This is a genomic window from Mesorhizobium sp. B2-4-15 (assembly GCF_006658505.1).
Classification (GTDB): domain Bacteria; phylum Pseudomonadota; class Alphaproteobacteria; order Rhizobiales; family Rhizobiaceae; genus Mesorhizobium.
Genome location: NZ_VFUZ01000013.1, coordinates 49,799 through 63,952 on the forward strand (window position 1 = coordinate 49,799; position 14,154 = coordinate 63,952).

Consider the following 14,154-nt stretch of genomic DNA (forward strand, 5'->3'; position numbering starts at 1 on the left):
GCTCCATGCGCAAACTTCTCGTCATCGGCATCGGCGCCGGCAATCCCGACCACCTGACCGTGCAGGCCATATCAGGTCTGAACCGAGCCGACGTGCTGTTCATCCCCGACAAAGGGGCTGACAAGAACGACCTGGCCGAGCTGCGGCGCGAGATATGCGACCGCTTCGTCACCAACCCCAAGTCACGCCGGGTCGAGTTCGACGTGCCGGTGCGCGCCGAACCGACATCCTCCTACCGCTCGACCGTCGACGACTGGCACGAAGCCATCGCCGCCATCTATGAAGGCCTGATCGGCGACGAACTCGGCGACGACGGCTGCGGCGCGTTCTTGATCTGGGGCGATCCCTCGCTCTATGACAGCGCGCTACGCATCCTCGAGCGGGTGAGCGTGCGAGGCAACGTCGCCTTCGAACTGGAGGTCATCCCTGGCATCACAGCCATCCAGGCGCTTGCAGCCAGCCACAAAACAGCACTGAACCGCATCGGAGATTCCATCCTGATCACCACCGGCCGGCGGCTGACCGAGGAAGGCTTGCCGGAAAATGCCGGCTCGGCGGTGGTCATGCTCGACGGCAAATGCGCCTTCAACACGCTTGCCGACAAGGATGTCTTCATCCAGTGGGGCGCCTATCTCGGCACGCCGGACGAGATCATCATCTCCGGCCGTCTCGGCGATGTCGGCGCCGAGATCGAAAAAGTCCGCGAGGGCGCCCGCCGAAAGAAGGGCTGGATCATGGACACCTATCTTCTGCGCAAGCCGGAATGAGGCAGTAGGCAGTAGGCAGTAGGCAATGATATTCCCGAAGTAAAGTAAGTCATCTGTTCGAACAAAAAGCTCCGACGGTCGAGAACGGTGCTGCCACCCTACTGCCTACTGCCTACTGCCTACTCCCTTATTGCGCTACCCCGCATCAATCTCCGCTTGCAACGCATCCATATGCGTCGCTGCCGCGGCGGACGCCGCCCGCTCGATGGCACGAAAGCGGCTGACCACCGCAAGGCCGACAGTCGTCAATTGCGCGCCACCACCCTTGCGGCCTCCGGTCTGCGCCGAAACCAGCGGCTTGCCGAACACCCGGTTCATATCCTCGACCAGATCCCAGGCATGCTTGTAGGACATCTCCATGCCGCGTGCGGCGGCTGAGATCGAGCCGAAGGTGGCAATGTGCTCCAGCAGTTCGATCTTGCCCGGACCGATTCGCCCGTCCGGATCGAGATTTATCCGCAAGCTCAGCGACGGCATGTGCTGTCCTCCGCCCTCACACTAGCCTCTCTCGATCCATAGCGCTATTCCGAAATGATATAGCGATCGCAACCGGCGGTCAGCCATCCGCTTCGACCGGCAAGCCGGCGCTGGTGTTGGCGCGGTCGAAACTCACTGTCTTGACCACCGCGAAAATCTTGCCGCCAAGCCGCAGCCTCAGCGCCTGCCGCGACTGTTCGGTGATCCGGGCCAGTACGGTTGCGCCATGGCAATCGATGCCGATCTCGACTGTCGGCCCCTCGCCCGGATTGATCGCGACGATCACGCCGGGCAGGATGTTGAGCGCGCTCAGGCCCGTTGGTTTCTCCGTCGCGATCATCACATCGCGGGCACGAATGCGGATACGCACAGGCGCTCCGGGCTTCATTGCAAGACGCGGCACGCGGATCTCGCCGGCGGCCGAGCCGAGCACGGTCATGCCGAAAGCCTCGTCGTGACGCAGCACTTTGGTATCCAGAACCGCACCGCCCTCGCCGCGCTCTTCCACCGGCAACAGGTCGAGCCTTTGCATGACGGCCTCGGTCGGACCGCTGGCGACGACCTTGCCTTGCGCCAGCATCACCACATCGCTGGCCAGCCGCGCCACTTCGGCGACCGAATGGCTGACATAGACGATCGGGATCTTCGTCTCGTCGCGCAGCCGCTCGATATAGGGCAGGATCTCGGCCTTGCGCGCCTCGTCGAGCGAAGCCAGCGGCTCGTCCATCAGCAGCAATCCGGGGCTGGCCAGCAGCGCCCGCCCGATCGCCACACGTTGTTTTTCGCCGCCCGAAAGCTTTGCCGGGCGCCGCCCGAGCAGCGGGCCGATGCCGAGCAATTCGACAACGGCCTCCATGTCGGCGTAGCGCTCCTTTGCCGGTGTGAACCAGCGGCCGTAGCGCAGATTGCTCATCACGCTCATATGCGGAAACAGGCGCGCGTCCTGAAACACCATGCCGATACGGCGTTTGTGCTTCGGCACGAAAATGCCGGCATCGGTGTCGACGAGCACGCGGCCCTCGACCTCGATGCGCCCTTTGTCGGGCCGGATCAGCCCGGCGATCATGTTTATCAGCGTCGTCTTGCCCGAACCCGACGCCCCGAACAGCGCCGTCAGCCGCCCGGCGCTCTCGAAGCGGACGTCGATGGCGAAATCGCCGAGCCGGTGGCCGATGTCGACGAGGACGCTCATTCGACATCCATTCGTCGGCCGACCCGCCGCGCCAGCACTTCCGAGGCGACCAGTGCCGCCATCGAAATGACGATCGAGATCAGCGTCAGCCGCAGCGCGCCTTCATCGCCGCCCGGCACCTGCGTGAAGGTGTAGATCGCCGACGGCAGCGTCTGCGTTTCGTTGGGGATGTTGGAGACGAAAGTGATGGTCGCACCGAACTCGCCCATCGCCTTGGCGAAGGCGAGGATGGAGCCGGCGATCAGCCCGGGCAGGATCAGCGGCAGCGTGATGGTGCCGAACACCCACAATGGATTGGCGCCGAGCGTTCCCGCCGCCGCTTCCATCTTGCGGTCCACCGCCTCGATCGACAGCCGGATTGCGCGCACCATCAAGGGAAAACCCATGACGCCGCAGGCGAGTGCCGCACCTGTCCAGCGGAACGAAAAGACGAGGCCGAAATATTCGGCCAGGAAGGCTCCGGCCGGGCCGCGCTTGCCGAAAGTCAAAAGCAAGAGATAGCCGGTCACCACGGGCGGCAGGATCAGCGGCAGGTGAACCACGCCATTGAGCAGCGTCTTGCCCCAGAATTGGCCTCGGGCAAGCAGCAGCGCGATCGCTATGCCGGGCGGCAGGCTGGCGAGCATTGCCACGGTCGCCACCTTGATGGACAGCCGCACCGCATTCCATTCGTCGGGAGTGAGGTCCAGCAGCCAGTTCATGTCGAGGCATCAGGTCCTTTTCGAAACTCAGTTGCTCGGCGTCAGCACCGTGAAGCCCTGCTCCTTGAAGAGCGCGCCGGCCTTGGCCGACTGCAGGCACTTCAGGAAGGCCGGCGTATCCTTGTCCTTCGAGTCGGCGGTCTGGGCAACCGGATAGATGATCGGCGGATGCGAATTCTCCGGGAAGGTGCCGACAACCTTGACGCCCCTTTCGGCATGCGCGTCAGTGGCGTAGACGATGCCGAGCGCGGCCTCGCCTGTCGAAACCAGCTTCAGGGCGGCGCGGACATTCTCGGCTTGCGCCACCTTGCCCTCGACCGACGACCAGACGCCGAGCGATTCCAGCGCGGCCTTGCCGTACTTGCCGGCGGGCACCGCCTTGAAATCACCCATGGCGAGCTTGCCGTCGCCAACCAGCTTGGCCAGGTCGAACCCCTTCTCGATCTTGGCTTCGACCTTCGAATCCTTCGGCGCCACCAGCACGATCTCGTTGCCGAGCAGCTTCACTTCGGTGCTGGGCCTTGTCAGCTTCTTGTCGGAGAGATACTTCATCCAGTCGAGATCGGCCGAGATGAACACATCGGCAGGCGCCCCGCCCTCGATCTGCTTGGCCAGCGCCGAACTCGCGGCGTAGGAGATCGTCGCGGCCTCGCCGACATCGGCTTCGCAGGCCTTGTTCACCGCGTCGAGTGCATCCTTGAGACTGGCCGCTGCAAACACCACGACCTTGCCTTCCGCGTGTGCTGCCGGCATGGCGGCCATCAACGCCACTGTAAACCCGCCAATGGCGATCGCCTTCAACCCGAAACCTTTGCGCGTCATTGAAAACTCTCCCTGGTTTGAAATCCGATCGGCTCTTGGCCTGTCGAACCGATATATCCGCTTGAACATAACAAGGGAAGACTCTTCACCCGGCGGCGGCATTGCACGGGGGCGTCGGGCCGACCTACCATGGGGCCGGTTTGGATACAGCGAAAAGCACGGAGTTAACCGAATGAAGATCAGTGCCCGCAACACCCTCAAGGGAACGATCATCGAGATCGTCAAGGGAGCCACCACCTCGCATGTCAGGATCGACATTGGCGGGGACGCCATCGTGACGGCCTCGATCACCAACGAGGCTGTGGCCGACCTCAAGCTCCAGGAGGGCAAGCCAGCTTACGCCGTCATCAAGGCTTCGGACGTGATGGTTGGGATCGACTGAGCCTGGTGGCTCACACCGCGATCGGCGCCTTGATCGACGCATCGGCGACGTAGTTTTCCAGGCGGAAATCCTCGAAGCGGAAGGCGAACAGGTCCTTCACCTCCGGGTTGATCCACATCGTCGGCAGCGCCCTCGGCGTTCGCCGCAGCTGTTCGCGCGCCTGTTCGAAATGGTTGGAATAGAGATGCGCGTCGCCGAGCGTATGGACGAAATCGCCCGGCTTCAGCCCGGTCACCTGCGCCACCATCATGGTCAGCAGCGCATAGGACGCGATGTTGAACGGCACGCCGAGGAAGATATCGGCCGAACGCTGGTAGAGCTGGCAGGAAAGCCGGCCCTCGGACACATAGAACTGGAACAGGCAGTGGCAGGGCGGCAGCGCCATCGCCTCCACCTCGGCCGGGTTCCAGGCCGAAACGATCAGCCGCCGCGATTGAGGATTGCGGCGTATCTCCTTCAGAAGATTGGCGATCTGGTCGATCGAACCGCCATTGCCATCCGGCCAGGAGCGCCACTGCTTGCCGTAGACCGGGCCGAGGTCGCCATTCTCGTCGGCCCATTCGTCCCAGATCGTCACGCCGTGGTCAGTCAGGTATTTGATGTTGGTGTCGCCGGCCAGGAACCAGAGGAGTTCATGGATGATCGACTTCAGGTGCAGCTTCTTCGTGGTGGTGACGGGAAAACCGCGAGAGAGGTCGAAACGCATCTGGTAGCCGAAGACGGAGCGCGTGCCGATACCGGTGCGGTCGCCGCGATCGGCACCGTTTTCCAGCACATGCTGCAGGAGGTCGAGATACTGGCGCATTGGTTCCGGCTCGATTCGAAGGGTATGCACTATAGCCGCCATACGGACGGCCGAACACTCAAAACGATGTCAGCGTTGCTGGCACCACCACTCTTCCCAAGCGTTTGCGCCGCCCCTCATTGCCCTGCCGGGCATTTCTCCCCGTAAAGTGACGGGGAGAAAGGGGCTAGTTACAGCGCCGCGCGCTCTTTGTAACGCTGACAACTGGCGAATTCGGCAATCGCAGCCTCCCTCTCCCCGTCTCTATACGGGGAGAGGATGCCGGCAGGCAGGTGAGGGGCGGCGCCGTCGCCCGGAGAACTGCAAATTCAAACCTGAAGCAATCGCTCAGCCACGCCAACCCTTCGTAACCGACCAGCGACCGTCAGAGCGAGCCGAGCTTGCCCAGTTCCTTGGCCACCAGATAATAGAAGGTCACCCGGCCCTTGCTGTGGTCCGCATGCATTGCCTTGCAGGTTCTCTCGATCGCGGCATCGGCTTTCGCCCCATCGCTGACGCCGAGCTTCTTGGCCACCCAGCTCTCCTTGACGCGCTCAAGCTCCTTCGGGTCGGTGCAGGACACCAGCGAAGAGTCGCGGTTCCTCAGCGCAATACCCAGATGTTTGACGATCTTTTCGACGGCGTCGGCGCTGGCGCCCGCGTCGTATTTCTTCACATCCGCAAGATAGTCGGCCATCAAAATTCCCCTCGTCGGCGCCACGGATCCGATCGATGAGGGCTGTGGCGCTTCGCAACTTGTGCGCTAGGTCGGTTAACTCCTCACCGCCCGCAAAGCTTCGGTTGAGACCGTGCCCAAGTCAACCCTTGCCGTCGCGATTTGACACAGGGACAAAGCCGCATTGCGGCCTTTCATTTCAGCGAAACGCCCCCTATATTCGTTTTGTCGGCTTGACCGACTATGGCGATAAACAGGCGATGAAATAAGCCGTTCGGACCCGGGGGCGGTACCCGGCGCCTCCACCAAAAGCCGCTGTTGACGACAGAGCGGTTTTTGCTGGGGGCGAAATAGGATCGACGAAGGTGTAAAGATCGTACTTTTGCCCGGCATTGTACCACCGTCATCGGGCTAAACTTATAGTTGCCAACGACAACTATGCGGAAGCACGTCTCGCTGCTTAATGCAGTGCGATAGCTTCAAATCAAGCCCTAGGGGTTCGCACTTCTAGGCGGGGTTCGGAGGTACCTGGCAACAGAAACCTCCACTTCTCCCCTCCCTCAATATGCGCCACGCACGACGGCAAGGCTCTTGCTGTCCAGACTTCGCTCGACCCCGTTGGCCGCGAAGCCGCCGCGTCGCGTACCTTCTCAATGGACAAAAAGATGCAGAACGATTCCGATCGATTCTTCGTGCTGACCGGCGGCCCGGGCTCCGGCAAGACCACTTTGATCGAGGCGCTGAAACAGGCCGGGTTTGCGACGGCGCCGGAGGCCGGGCGCGGCATCATTCGCGACCAGATGACGATCGGCGGTCCCGCCCTGCCCTGGCGGGACCGCGCACTCTTTGCCGAACTGATGCTGTCATGGGAACTGCGTTCCTGGCATGCCGCGCACGCCAAGGCCGGTCCGGTCTTCTTCGATCGCGGCGTGCCGGACACGCTCGGCTACCTCAGGCTCTGCGGCCTGCGGGTACCGGATCATCTCGTCAATGCGGCGGAGAAATTCCGCTATGCGCGCCGTGTCTTCGTCGCGCCGCCCTGGCCGGAAATCTTCGCACAGGATGAAGAGCGCAAACAGACGCTGGACGAAGCCAGACGCACCCATGACTCGGTGGCTGGCGTCTATGCCAAACTCGGCTACGAACTGGTGCCTCTGCCGCTTGTGCCAGTAGAGAATCGTGTTCGCTTCATCCTTGAGGAGGCCACTCTGCGGGCATGAAAAAGGCCGGGACGAACCCGGCCTTTTTCGTGCGTTTTTGCGGCTGCTTATTCCGCTGGCGCCTCGACAGCTTCGCGCGAGCGGCCGAGCGTGACTTTGGCCAGCGTGAACGAGATCACCGCGCAGAGCGTGATGCCGGCGACCATCGGCAGCGGCGTGCCGTCGAAGAACACGCCGGCAACGCCCATTGCCAGCGCGCCTATGGCGAAGTGCAGCGTGCCCATCAGCGCCGAAGCCGTGCCGGCGATCTCCCCATGCTCTTCCATGGCCAGCACCGAAGTGGTGGGGATGACCAGGCCGAGGAAGCCGTAGCCGACGAACAACAGGGCCGCCATCACGTCGAGCCGGTCGACACCCGTCGCCATCACCGCCAGCAGCACCACCATCGTGGTCGCATAGCCGGTCACCGCGACGCGCACCACGCGCCGCAGCCCGAAGCGCTCGGCCAGCAGTCCCGTCAGCTGCGACATGCCGATGAAGGCCACCGCGTTGATCGAGAAGAACACGCTGTAGACCGAAGGCGACAGCCCGTAATGGTCGATCAGGATGAAGGATGAGCTCGACAGATAGACGAAGAAGCTCGCAATGCCGAAGCCTGCGATCGCCACCAGGCCAAGGAAGTTGCGGTCGCCCATGAGGAAGCGGTAGCCGGCAAGGGCGGTGCCAAAGGAGGAGCCAACGCGTTCTTCCGCCGGCCGCGTCTCCTTGAGCGAGGTCGCGAGCAAAATAGTGGCAAGGGCTGCCGCGCCGGTCACCGTCCAGAAGACGGCGCGCCAGCCGAAATTCTCGATGATCTGGCTGCCGGTCAGCGGCGCCAGGATCGGCGACACCGAAAACACCAGCATCAGCAACGACATCAGCTTGGCGGCCTCGTTACCGGTGTGCAGGTCGCGCACGATGGCGCGCGGCACGGCCATGCCGGCGCTGGCCCCAAGGCCCTGCAGGAAGCGGAAGGCGATCAGCCACTCGATGGTCGGCGCCAGTGCCGAACCGATGCCACCGACCATGAACAGCGCCAGGCCGCCATAGAGCGGCAGCTTGCGGCCGACCATGTCGGAGATCGGCCCCACGACGATCTGGCCAAACCCCATCGACAGGAAGAAGATCAGCAGGCTCATCTGCACGGCGGCGGTGCCGGCATGCAGATCCGCGCCGATCGACGGCAGGGCGGGAAGATACATGTCGATGGCGAACGGGCCGATGGCGGACAACAGGCCGAGCACGACCGCGATGCGGAGGAATTTGGGACTCATGATATTGGTTTCTTTCGAATCTGGTTGCCGCACCGAAGCAGCGCGTAACCCTAGGACGTTCCATCCCGTGAGATTCCGACTCCCCCAAGCACGGAAATATTCGCTTCGGGACGAATCTCTTTCATCTTATGCCCATAAATTTAGACAGGCTTGTCCAAATCGTCAATCATCTCTATATACATTTTTATGAGATTGGGCGTTTCTCCTGACACCTTCCCGCCACGCGGCCACGAGGCCAAGCGGCTGTCGATCGTCGAAGCCGCGGCCGGCGTGTTTTGCCGGGAAGGCTTCGCCGGCGCCAATATCGACCTGATCGCCGCCGAGGCAGGCGTGTCGCGCCAGACCGTCTACAACCACCATGGCGACAAGGAAAAGCTCTTCATGGCCGTGGTGCGCGACCTCACCGAGCGCTGCAACGCGGGCATCTTCGCCACCATCGCCACCTTTCCCGACCAGCCCGGAGATCTCGAAGCGGACCTGATCGGCTTTGCGGTCCGTTTGAACCAGAACTGCATCTGCAATCGCGACGGAAAATTCCTGCGCAAGCTGATCCAGACCGAAGGCGAGCGCTATCCCGAACTGTTTGCCGAGTGGCGCGAACAGGGTCCGGGCAGGACATGGCCGGCCATCGCCGCACGCTTCGCTCGTCTCGCCTATGGCGGCTATTTGACGATCGACGACCCCGACGTCGCGGCGCGCCAGTTCCTCGGCCTGGTCAATGCCGAACTGCAGACCACCTTCATGCTCGGCGGCACGCCGCGCGAGGACGAGGTGGTGCAATCGGCGACAAATGGCGTGCGCACTTTCCTGCGTGCTTTCGGCAAGCGCCCTTCCTCAAGCAGCGTCAAAAAGCAAAGCGCGCTGGCTAACGCATAACATTTGCGATTGATGCAAGCCGGCTTCGCCGATCAAATCGTTGCCAATAGTCCTCGCTTCGACGCGGCCGCGGTCTATATGCGGTTTACGCCGCGCTCAAGCTTGATTACAGCTATACGGACGATTCAACGGAACCCGACCACCACATGGCCGACGACCACATCCGCTACGACATTCTGGCCCAGGAGGCGTTGCGCGGCGTCATGCGCAAGGTCCTGGCCGAAGTCGCGCGCACCGGCCTCCCCGGCAATCACCACTTCTTCATCACCTTCCTGACCGGCGCGCCCGGCGTGCGCGTATCGTCGCGCCTGCGCGAGCGCTATCCCGAGCAGATGACCATCGTCATCCAGTTCCAGTACTGGGACCTGAAGGTGACCGACACCGGCTTCGAGGTCGGCCTGTCGTTTTCCGACGTGCCGGAGAAGCTCGAGATCCCGTTCTCGGCCGTGCGCGGCTTCTATGACCCATCGGTCAATTTCGAGCTCGAATTCGACGTCAAGACCGACGCGCAGGCCGACGAGGAGCCGGCCCAGCCTGCCCCCGAACCGCTGACCATCGTCACGGAGAAGAAGCCGAAAGCCGAGAAGAAGGCCCCGGCCGAACCGGAGAAGAAACCCGCCGCGGCTGACGCCGGCACCAAGGGCGCCGAAGTGGTTTCGCTCGACGCCTTCCGCAAGAAATAGTCTCGCGGGCCGCCGCCATGGCCGACATCGTCAATCTCCGCCAGGCTCGCAAGCAGAAGACGCGGGAAGACAAGGCGCGCGTCGCCGAACAGAACCGGGCGCTGCACGGCCGGTCCAAGGCGGACAGGCAGCGCGACCGGCTGACTGCCGACAAGGCCGAGAAATTTATCGCCGGCCATCGCCTCGACCCCTCCGGCAAGGACGAACAATGAGCCTTTGGCCGTGAGCGTCGTCGAAAAGCGTTCGGTGACCATTCGCGGCCACCGCACCAGCTATTCCCTCGAAAAACCCTTCTATGACGATCTCGTCGCCATTGCCGCGGAGAGAAAGCTGACACTCGCCGCGCTTGTCGCCGAAGTCGATGAGACCCGGCCTCGCGACACCAACCTGTCCTCGGCGCTCAGGCTCCATGTACTGGAGTGGGCCAAGCGCGGAATGAACGCGTAGACTAGACGCTCTCGGCCGCGTCCGCCTTTTTCCCACGGCGGGTGCCGAAGCCGAGCAAGGTCGAGCGGTCGTGCTCTTCGGCCTGTTTCCTCGACCGTACGCGCATCAGGTCCTTCCAGCCGACATAGCCGACCAGTTGCAGGCTTTCGGGGTTGACCACGGGCAGATGGGACACGTTGGCCATCAGCAGCTTGTCCGACAGGCCTTCCAGATATTCGTCGGGGTAGGCGAGCGTCACCTTGCTTCCGGCAAGCAAGTCGCCGAGCGTCGTCGTCCTGTGCTTCCCGGCACGGCGCCAGCGCAGAATTGCCGGCGGATCGATGAGACCGAGCACCTGCCTGTTCTCATCGACCACAGGAAAGCTCGGATGCCGCGTTTCCGGTGCGGTCAGGAAAGCCGCCGCGCCATGCAGCGTCATGGTCGCCGGCACGCTCTCGACCTGCGAGGTCATCACCTCGCGCACCCTGGTCAGCGCGAAGGGATCGACTCGATATTCACGAACCAGATGATGTCCTCTTCTGGCGATCTTCTCGGTCAGGATCGAACGTTTCATCAGCAGCACCGTCACGGCGTGCGCCGCCGCACAGGCCGTGATCAGCGGCACCAGCACATGCGTGTTGCCGGTCAACTCGACGGCGAAGAACGTCGCCGTCAGCGGCGCGCGCATCGTGCCGCCCATCGTGGCGGCCATGGCCAGCAGCGCCCAGAAACCCGGATCCGCTTGAGGCAGAATTCCGGCAAGCACCGCTCCCATCGCCCCGCCCATGATCAGAAGCGGCGCGAGCACGCCTCCGGATGTTCCCGAACCGAGCGCCACCGACCAGATGATGGCCTTGACCACGAGCAGGAGCAGTGCCGCGGTGGCGAGCGTGCGGCCATCGAGCATGTCGGCGATATTGTCGTAGCCGACACCGAGCGCCTGCGGCTCGATCAGGCCACCGATGCCGACCACCAGGCCGCCGAGCATCGGCCACCACATCCAGTGGATGGGCAGTTTCTGGAAGCCGTCCTCGCAGGCATAGACCATCTGCGTCAAAAGCCCCGACAGCAGGCCGGCGCAGATGCCGACCAGAACCCAGCCGCCAAGGCCAAGGAACGAGACCGCCATGCCGCCCTGGAACGGGAAGATCGGCCCAGGCAGATGCAGCAGAGTGCGCTCGACCTCGGCGATGATCGCGGCAACCGCAACGGGAATGAAGCTGCGAGGCGTCCATTCGAACAGAAGCAGTTCCACCGCGAGCATGATCGCGGCGATCGGCGTGCCGAACACGGTGGTCATGCCCGCCGCCGCCCCGGCCACCAGCAACGTCTTGCGCTCATTGTCGCTGACCGGCAGCATCTGCGCGATCAATGAACCGATGGCGCCGCCGGTCATGATGATCGGCCCCTCGGCACCGAACGGGCCGCCGGAGCCGATCGAGATCGCCGACGACAGCGGCTTCAGGATCGCCACCTTGGCATCGAGCCTTGAACGTCCGAGCAGGATCGCCTCGATGGCCTCGGGAATGCCATGGCCGCGGATCTTCTCGCTGCCATAACGCGCCATCAGGCCGATGATCAGCGCACCGATGACCGGGACGATGACGGCGGCAAGCCCAAGCGGCGTGTCGTGCAGCTTCAGCTCGGCGAGCGAGAACTGGCCGAAATAGGCTATGTTGGTGGCGAGCCGGATCAGCTTCAACAGCACGATGCCGGCAAACAGCCCCGCCGTGGCGACCACAACGGCAATTGCCGCGATGAACAGAACCCGTGCATCGGTGGTGAAATCCCTGAGATGACCGGGGTTGGGTTGATGGGTCTTCATCGTGGTTTGCTTCCTGGCGGCGGCCCGTGTCTGGGATATGCGGCACGGTCGAAACGGTCGGCCGGATTGTCGGCTGGCTATCTATCGTAACACGATATAATTATTCAAGCCGGTTTCGCAGGAAATCCGTTTGAGCTTTCGCCGGAAAGCGAACAAATGTCTGGCATGACGCAGCCCGCAAAACCTCGCCCCGCCATCAAACAGGCCGACTACCAGCGGCTGTCCGAGTTTCGCTATCTGATCCGCCGCTTTCTCGAATTCAGCCAGTTGCAGGCGGAAGACGCCGGCCTGACACCGCGCCAGCATCAGGCACTGCTGGCGATCAAGGGGTATCCGGGCGGCGGACCGGTGACGGTCGGCGACCTGGCGGAGCGCCTGCGCATCCGCCACCACAGCGCCGTCGAACTGGTCAACCGTCTTAGCGAGGCGGGACTGGTCGTGCGGGATCAGGACAAGGACGACCATCGCCGTGTGCTGCTGCGGCTGACGGAGCGCGCCGACGATTGCCTGGCCGAGCTGTCGGCGGCGCATCTCGACGAGCTCTCGCGCATCGAACCCATGCTGAGGCGCCTGCTCGATCGGGACCGCGAGTGACGTCTCGGGTCTTAGGTGGAACGATACTGATTATTTCCCGGCACCCGAATCCCTTGGCTTCGCCGCAGCGTGTTGGACGCAGGACAGCCAAAGCAGCCGATGCCGTGAAATCAACGGCTGTCCCCGTTGTTGCCAGCGGCGTTATCTCGGTGCATGGCAAGATCAGGCCAGCTTGATCAGATCCTGAGCCACCAGCGTGCCGCCAAACTGCTGCAGATGACTGGCCTGCCGTAGCGTGCCGAGGTCAAGCGCCGCATAGCCGAGTCGCTCGATCAGAGCGGCAACCTGGGACCTCGCGCTGCCGTCATCACCGGACAACACCACAACGCGCCGTCCGCCCGCCTGCGCTGGCGGCGCTTCCAGCTTTGCCGCCGGGACCGTATTGAAGGCCTTCACGACACGGGCGCCAGGAAAAGCCTCCGCGACGATTTCGGTTGAGAGGCGGCCGCCCAGATCGGCGGGCTTGAACGCTGGAAAGTCGACCGCGTTGCTCGCGTCGATCACCAAGCGGTTGTTCCAATCCGCACCCGCGCTCCCGGCGAACGCCTGAATGGCACCAAAGGGAATCGCCAGGATCACCACATCGGCGTGGACCACGTCACCAGTGGTGGCAGGCTTGATGTTGGGACCGAGTGCGCGTGCCATGTCGGTGAGCGACGACGGTCCTCGGCTGTTGGCCACCATCACATCGATGCCTTGGCGCGCGAACTGCGTGGCGATGGCATGGCCGATGGCGCCAGATCCGATTATCGCATAGGTCATTTGCCAGGTCCTCTAAAGTCGGTGGGGTCGTCTGTTGCGAATGGTAGCGCCCCTGACCCAGGGTACGAAACTCGTAAAATTTCGAGTCTTCCATTCGAGGAAATCGGCATGTCTGATCCCGGCACGCCAACGTTTGATCAATCGCGAGTGTTTCTGACCGTGATCGACGTCGGAAGTTTCGCGGGCGCGGCGCGCCAGCTCAACCGAGCCACTTCGGTTGTCAGCTACACGATCACCAATCTGGAAGCGTAGCTTGGCGTCACGCTTTTCGAACGAGATTCCACCCGCCGGCCCGGCTCACTGACGACGGGGAAGCGCCGCTTTCGTAAGCGCGCAATGTCGCCCGAGCAGCAGACGTCGAATTGAGCAAATGAACCGGGAATAGCGAGCGAATGCATGTCACCCAAAAGTGAGTTCGGTTTTGGCAACACGACATGCATAAGACAAAGACCTGAGACGGGTCGCCTGAATCCGTTGAGACGCGACGCGCTTGGATCGCTGGTGACTCCAGTCGGCGCATAGCGCCGGCCTCGCCGCAAGACAGTCAATTTGGTTCGATGATCCACACGCCTCGTAACGGCTTGTCGATCGCATCGAACGTCACGCTCGACCGTATCTGACTGTTCGCCTGATGCAACTGCGGTCAAATCTGATCCCGTACGAACCAGATATTCGATCACTTGAATTGAAGATTGAATCACCATGCGGATGGGC

Annotated in this window: 17 protein-coding genes, 1 other RNA gene and 1 pseudogene; 10 read left to right on the forward strand and 9 right to left on the reverse strand. The window is 62.8% G+C overall.

What is annotated here, in order from left to right; translation table 11 throughout:
• Positions 1 to 5 precede the first annotated feature (5 nt).
• Positions 6 to 767: a precorrin-6A synthase (deacetylating) gene (gene cobF / locus FJ930_RS16830; protein ID WP_141839218.1), complete on the forward strand. Its 762-nt coding sequence runs from the start codon at positions 6 to 8 to the stop codon at positions 765 to 767.
• A 135-nt stretch (positions 768 to 902) separates the two neighbouring features.
• On the opposite strand, the gene FJ930_RS16835 is transcribed toward cobF, so the two are convergent.
• The 4 genes from FJ930_RS16835 to modA all read right to left on the reverse strand — a co-directional run bounded on the left by FJ930_RS16835 (position 903) and on the right by modA (position 3,959).
• Positions 903 to 1,244, reverse strand: coding sequence for a winged helix-turn-helix domain-containing protein (locus tag FJ930_RS16835; RefSeq protein WP_140731937.1), 342 nt, complete (start codon positions 1,242 to 1,244; stop codon positions 903 to 905).
• A 79-nt stretch (positions 1,245 to 1,323) separates the two neighbouring features.
• Positions 1,324 to 2,436 carry a molybdenum ABC transporter ATP-binding protein gene (modC, locus tag FJ930_RS16840; protein ID WP_141839219.1) on the reverse strand — a complete coding sequence of 371 codons (1,113 nt, stop codon included), beginning with the start codon at positions 2,434 to 2,436 and terminating at the stop codon, positions 1,324 to 1,326.
• Positions 2,433 to 3,137: a molybdate ABC transporter permease subunit gene (gene modB, locus FJ930_RS16845; protein WP_141839221.1), complete on the reverse strand. Its 705-nt coding sequence runs from the start codon at positions 3,135 to 3,137 to the stop codon at positions 2,433 to 2,435. The genes modC and modB overlap by 4 nt, the downstream gene beginning before the upstream one ends.
• A 27-nt stretch (positions 3,138 to 3,164) precedes the next feature.
• Positions 3,165 to 3,959 (reverse strand): molybdate ABC transporter substrate-binding protein, encoded by a 795-nt coding sequence (gene modA / locus FJ930_RS16850; protein WP_141839222.1) that lies wholly within the window; start codon positions 3,957 to 3,959, stop codon positions 3,165 to 3,167.
• 172 nt (positions 3,960 to 4,131) lie between these two features.
• Between modA and FJ930_RS16855 the strand changes: the two genes are divergently transcribed.
• Positions 4,132 to 4,341 (forward strand): molybdopterin-binding protein, encoded by a 210-nt coding sequence (locus FJ930_RS16855; protein WP_141839224.1) that lies wholly within the window; start codon positions 4,132 to 4,134, stop codon positions 4,339 to 4,341.
• Positions 4,342 to 4,351: 10 nt separating this feature from the next.
• Here the strand turns inward: FJ930_RS16855 and FJ930_RS16860 are convergent, their stop codons facing one another.
• A complete protein-coding gene (locus FJ930_RS16860) occupies positions 4,352 to 5,146 on the reverse strand; it encodes a thymidylate synthase (RefSeq protein WP_141839376.1) in 795 nt (264 codons plus the stop codon).
• A 364-nt stretch (positions 5,147 to 5,510) separates the two neighbouring features.
• Positions 5,511 to 5,822: a DUF2853 family protein gene (locus FJ930_RS16870; RefSeq protein ID WP_141839227.1), complete on the reverse strand. Its 312-nt coding sequence runs from the start codon at positions 5,820 to 5,822 to the stop codon at positions 5,511 to 5,513.
• 167 nt (positions 5,823 to 5,989) lie between these two features.
• On the opposite strand from FJ930_RS16870, the gene ssrA reads away from it, so the two are divergent.
• Together ssrA and FJ930_RS16880 are read left to right on the forward strand one after the other, a co-directional pair.
• Positions 5,990 to 6,350, forward strand: a transfer-messenger RNA (tmRNA) gene (gene ssrA / locus FJ930_RS16875).
• Positions 6,351 to 6,466: 116 nt separating this feature from the next.
• Positions 6,467 to 7,021 (forward strand): AAA family ATPase, encoded by a 555-nt coding sequence (locus FJ930_RS16880; protein WP_141839229.1) that lies wholly within the window; start codon positions 6,467 to 6,469, stop codon positions 7,019 to 7,021.
• 47 nt (positions 7,022 to 7,068) lie between these two features.
• Here FJ930_RS16880 and FJ930_RS16885 read toward each other — a convergent pair whose 3' ends face one another.
• Positions 7,069 to 8,274 (reverse strand): multidrug effflux MFS transporter, encoded by a 1,206-nt coding sequence (locus FJ930_RS16885; RefSeq protein WP_141839231.1) that lies wholly within the window; start codon positions 8,272 to 8,274, stop codon positions 7,069 to 7,071.
• A gap of 186 nt (positions 8,275 to 8,460) precedes the next feature.
• On the opposite strand from FJ930_RS16885, the gene FJ930_RS16890 reads away from it, so the two are divergent.
• From FJ930_RS16890 to FJ930_RS16905, 4 genes are all read left to right on the forward strand, one after another.
• Positions 8,461 to 9,150 (forward strand): TetR/AcrR family transcriptional regulator, encoded by a 690-nt coding sequence (locus tag FJ930_RS16890; RefSeq protein ID WP_141839233.1) that lies wholly within the window; start codon positions 8,461 to 8,463, stop codon positions 9,148 to 9,150.
• 146 nt (positions 9,151 to 9,296) lie between these two features.
• Entirely contained in the window at positions 9,297 to 9,833 is a 537-nt protein-coding gene (locus FJ930_RS16895; RefSeq protein ID WP_141839234.1) for an SspB family protein, read from the forward strand.
• A 17-nt stretch (positions 9,834 to 9,850) separates the two neighbouring features.
• Positions 9,851 to 10,045 carry a DUF4169 family protein gene (locus FJ930_RS16900; RefSeq protein ID WP_141839236.1) on the forward strand — a complete coding sequence of 65 codons (195 nt, stop codon included), beginning with the start codon at positions 9,851 to 9,853 and terminating at the stop codon, positions 10,043 to 10,045.
• 10 nt (positions 10,046 to 10,055) lie between these two features.
• A complete protein-coding gene (locus tag FJ930_RS16905) occupies positions 10,056 to 10,280 on the forward strand; it encodes a ribbon-helix-helix domain-containing protein (protein WP_140743243.1) in 225 nt (74 codons plus the stop codon).
• A gap of 1 nt (position 10,281) precedes the next feature.
• On the opposite strand, the gene FJ930_RS16910 is transcribed toward FJ930_RS16905, so the two are convergent.
• Positions 10,282 to 12,084 (reverse strand): chloride channel protein, encoded by a 1,803-nt coding sequence (locus tag FJ930_RS16910; RefSeq protein WP_141839237.1) that lies wholly within the window; start codon positions 12,082 to 12,084, stop codon positions 10,282 to 10,284.
• 156 nt (positions 12,085 to 12,240) lie between these two features.
• Here FJ930_RS16910 and FJ930_RS16915 point away from each other — a divergent pair, with 156 nt between their 5' ends.
• Positions 12,241 to 12,678: a helix-turn-helix domain-containing protein gene (locus FJ930_RS16915; RefSeq protein WP_141839239.1), complete on the forward strand. Its 438-nt coding sequence runs from the start codon at positions 12,241 to 12,243 to the stop codon at positions 12,676 to 12,678.
• A 162-nt stretch (positions 12,679 to 12,840) separates the two neighbouring features.
• Here FJ930_RS16915 and FJ930_RS16920 read toward each other — a convergent pair whose 3' ends face one another.
• The gene (locus FJ930_RS16920; RefSeq protein WP_140607944.1) at positions 12,841 to 13,440 is read right to left on the reverse strand and encodes an NADPH-dependent F420 reductase; all 600 of its coding nucleotides are present in this window, start codon (positions 13,438 to 13,440) and stop codon (positions 12,841 to 12,843) included.
• A gap of 108 nt (positions 13,441 to 13,548) precedes the next feature.
• Here FJ930_RS16920 and FJ930_RS16925 point away from each other — a divergent pair.
• Positions 13,549 to 13,689 (forward strand): annotated as a pseudogene (locus tag FJ930_RS16925) (LysR family transcriptional regulator); the annotation flags it as partial.
• Between the last annotated feature and the right edge of the window lie 465 nt (positions 13,690 to 14,154).